We start from the raw sequence: 3756 nt of genomic DNA on the forward strand, positions 1-3756 counted from the left end.
GATCGGCGGCGACCTCTTCCCGCACCTCGCCCTCGGCAGTGGTACGGATGCGCAGCGCCTTGTCGGGCACCAGCGCCATCAGGGCGGTCACTCCGGCCCGGGCGCGTCCGGCGGCGTAGGCCTCCAGATGCTCGCCCAACATGAACAGCAGCAGCACCATGGCCGCTTCGGCGGTTTCGCCGAGAAACAGGGCGCCCACGGCGGCGACCGTCATCAGGGTCTCGATGGCGAAGGGGGAGCCGCTCTTGGTCAGCGCCCACGCCTTGCGGGAGATGGGCCACAGCCCCCAGAGGGTCGCCAGGGTAAAGAGCGGCTGACCGAGCTCTTTCGGCAGCAGGGCGGCGACCAACATCAGGCCGGCCAGTGACAGGGGCTGCCAATATTTGCCCAAAAAGTTACCGAATAGATTGCCTTGCAGGGGCTGTTGTGACGCTTGCTTACGGCCAGCTGCCTGCTTGTCAGCACTTTCCCCCTTGAGCTGGAAACCGGCGGCCAGCACGGCGGCGGTGACGGGATCGGGGGAGAGGCCGGGTGCCAGATCCACTACCAGCTTCTCGGTGGCAAACAGCACGCGCGCCTGTTGCACGCCGCTCACCCGGCTGACGGCGGTCTCGATCTTGCGGGCGCAGCTGGGGCAATCCATCCCCAATACCTGCCAGCTGTGGCGGCTGTTGCCTTGTACCGGTGCAACCAGCGGGTCGGCAGGGGGCGTATCGTGCTCATGCTCATGCTCATGCTCATGCTTATGATCGTGAGCTGGTGATAAGGAGGCGCTGCAGTACGCTTGATCGTGACAGCTTTCTCGGGGGGGCTCTTCATCCCCGGGGGATTCATTGCAGTCACGGGATGCGTGCTCATGAGGCGTCTGGGTTGAACAGCAACTGACGGGCGTGGTGTTGTCGCAGCAGTGGCTATCGTGGTGATGCTCACTCTGGCCGGGGGCCGCCTTGCTGACGGCCTTGATGGGGGCGGTGTGCTGATGATTGCAGCAGGATTTGCTCATGATGAGTCCCTCTTGATGGATCCCGCCCCTGCGAGATCCCTGATTACCGAGAAGGAGTCTAAACCTTGGTGTTAAGTCCAAGGTCAACCCCTTTATATCCCTTGTCTTCGAGGGTGTTTGTCTGGTCTCGCCGCCCCTATACTGATCACTCGGATTTTTACTACACCAATAAAGGACATAACACATGAGCAACTCAGTCACTCTGCAAGGCAACCCGGTTTCCGTCGCTGGTCACTTCCCGGTCGCCGGTGAGCAAGCCAAGCCCTTCTCCCTGGTGGCCAAGGATCTCTCCGACGTGACCCTGGCAAGCTTTGCCGGTCAGCGCAAAATCCTGAACATCTTCCCGAGCGTCGATACCCCGACCTGCGCGACCTCTGTGCGCAAGTTCAACGAGCAGGCCAGCGCGCTGGAGAACACTGTCGTGCTGTGCATCTCCGCCGATCTGCCGTTCGCCCAGTCCCGCTTCTGTGGCGCCGAAGGTCTGGACAAGGTAGTGACTCTCTCCACCCTGCGCGGTGCGGCCTTCATGGAAGATTACGGCGTTGCCTTCTCTTCCGGTCCGCTGGTCGGTCTGACCGCTCGCGCCATCGTGGTGCTGGATGGTGACAACAAGGTGCTGCACAGCGAGCTGGTTGCCGAAGTGGCCGACGAGCCGAACTACGCTGCGGCGCTGGCCGTGCTGTAAGGCTGCAAGCCATAAAAAAATCCCGCTTCGGCGGGATTTTTTTATGCGGGAATTGTCCGTTCAGGGCGTAGCTGGCGGGGTGGTCGCCGGTTCAGCCTTGGCGGTTGGGGAGGGTTGCCACTCCACATAGGGGCGGTGGATCTTCTCGTAGATCTCGGCCAGTTTGCCGGTGGCGGCCAGCTGATCAATGGCTTGGCGGAGAAATTCGTCCATCTCATCACCTGCAGCCCCTTTCTGGATGATGAAGACATCCTCGAAATCCCCGAAAAATTCTCGCCTGATATTGGTCAGCCCCAGCTGCTTGAGCATCAGGTCGGCCTCCTCTTGTGCCCAGACAAAGGCGTCGATACGGCCGCGTGAGAGCTTGCGCAGTGACTGCTCGATACTCATCGAGCGCTGCACCGGGAAGGGCATATAGTCGGGTACGGCCTCGATCAGCAGATCCCGTTTGGTGGGCACTATGCCATAGGCCATATCCGTGGTGACCGGATAGACGGTATTGCTGTAAATCACATGGGCAACCTTGCCAAAACTGCGGGTGCTGAAGCGATAAGCCAGCATATCGATATCCTTGAGGTTGCGGATGGCGGGCAGCCCCAGATCAGCCTTGCCGGAGATCACCCCAGCCATGGCACGGGCGATGGGGTAGATGGTGATCTTGATGGTTACATCGGGGTAGAGGTCATCGATGGCGTGCACCAGGTCGACAAAGGGGCCTGTCTTGTCGGCATTGATCAGCCCCGGCAGCTCGCCAAGGTGGGCATTGAGGATGCGCACCGGCTTCGGCGGCTCGGGGGCAGCGTCGTTTTCCGGAGTCTGCGACAGGCCGAGGGTGGCGCTGCCGAGCAGGGTGACCACGAGCAGCATAAGGGGGATGTGTCTGGTCATGGCGAGTCTCTCTTGGTGATGGGTCAGCTAAAGTGTAGTCAGCCCGTCGTCAGCGCCCCATGGCCAAACCATCATGGATAGGGTTTTACTTCTCGGCCCCCGCTCACTAGACTTCGCCTCCCACTTCTTTGTTGACGTAGCGCCATGACCTTTAGCGAACTTGCCCTTCATCCCGACTTGCTTGCCTCTTTGCCCGCGATCTTGCAGACGCCGACCCGCATCCAGCAACTGGCGATTCCGGCGGCGCTGGCGGGGCAGGATCTGCTGGCGCTGGCCCAGACCGGCAGCGGCAAGACGCTGGCGTTTGGCTTGCCGCTGCTGCAACGGCTGGATCCTGCCTCCAGCCAGGTGCAGGGTCTGGTGCTGGTGCCAACTCGCGAGCTGGCGATTCAGGTCACTGTTGCGCTTAAAGAGGGCGCCGAGGCGCTGGGGCTGCGTATCGTGACGTTGTGTGGGGGCGTTGCGAAGGAGCGGCAACAAGCCGAACTGGCGCAGGGGCCACAGCTGCTGGTCGCCACGCCGGGGCGGCTGCGGGATCTGCTGACCCAGCAACTGTTGGGGCTGGATGGTTTGCAACTGCTGGTGCTGGATGAAGCGGATCGCTTGCTGGAGATGGGCTTTGCTCCCGACATCAAGGCGCTACTCGGCTTTATTCCTGCGGATCGCCAGACCCTGCTCTTCTCCGCCACCTTGCCTGCCGAACTGGAGGCGCTGGCCAACGGCCTGCTGCGCGAGCCTACCCGTATCGAGGCAAACCCCCTTAACAGCGTGGTAAACGAGATCGAAGAGCGACTCTATCTGGTCAACAAGAGCAGCAAGGTCCCGGCGCTCATCAGCTTGCTCAAGGAGCAGGCGTGGCCGCAGGTGCTGGTCTTTATCAGTGCGCGGGATGATGCCGACGGGGTTGCCAGAAAGCTGGCCAAGGCGGGCATTGCGGTGGCTGCACTCCATGGCGAGAAGGAGCAGGTGGTGCGCGAGCAGGCTCTTGCCGATTTCAAGGCGGGCAAGGTTCGGGTACTGGTGGCCACCGACCTGATGGCGCGCGGCATCCATGTGGAGGCGCTGCCGGTGGTGATCAATCTGGATCTGCCCGCCAGCGCCCCTGTCTATGTACACCGCATCGGTCGTACCGCCCGGGCTGGCCGCGAGGGGCTGGCCATCTCGCTGGTTTGTCATGGCG

4 protein-coding genes are annotated in these 3756 nt (G+C 62.0%); 2 read left to right on the forward strand and 2 right to left on the reverse strand.

Going from position 1 to position 3756, the window contains the following annotated elements; genetic code table 11:
- On the reverse strand, positions 1-1003 hold a 1003-nt coding region (locus DBR30_RS22570; protein ID WP_258224502.1), incomplete at its 3' end, for a cation transporter.
- A gap of 184 nt (positions 1004-1187) precedes the next feature.
- Here DBR30_RS22570 and tpx point away from each other — a divergent pair.
- A complete protein-coding gene (gene tpx, locus DBR30_RS18850; protein WP_005341463.1) occupies positions 1188-1688 on the forward strand; it encodes a thiol peroxidase in 501 nt (166 codons plus the stop codon).
- 60 nt (positions 1689-1748) lie between these two features.
- On the opposite strand, the gene DBR30_RS18855 is transcribed toward tpx, so the two are convergent.
- Positions 1749-2576 carry a transporter substrate-binding domain-containing protein gene (locus DBR30_RS18855; RefSeq protein ID WP_108588478.1) on the reverse strand — a complete coding sequence of 276 codons (828 nt, stop codon included), beginning with the start codon at positions 2574-2576 and terminating at the stop codon, positions 1749-1751.
- A 144-nt stretch (positions 2577-2720) separates the two neighbouring features.
- Between DBR30_RS18855 and DBR30_RS18860 the strand changes: the two genes are divergently transcribed.
- The coding region (locus DBR30_RS18860; protein ID WP_258224503.1) for a DEAD/DEAH box helicase at positions 2721-3756 on the forward strand (1036 nt) is incomplete at its 3' end.

The sequence above is a fragment of the Aeromonas sp. HMWF017 genome, assembly GCF_003061465.1.
GTDB classification, from domain to species: Bacteria; Pseudomonadota; Gammaproteobacteria; order Enterobacterales; family Aeromonadaceae; genus Aeromonas; species Aeromonas veronii.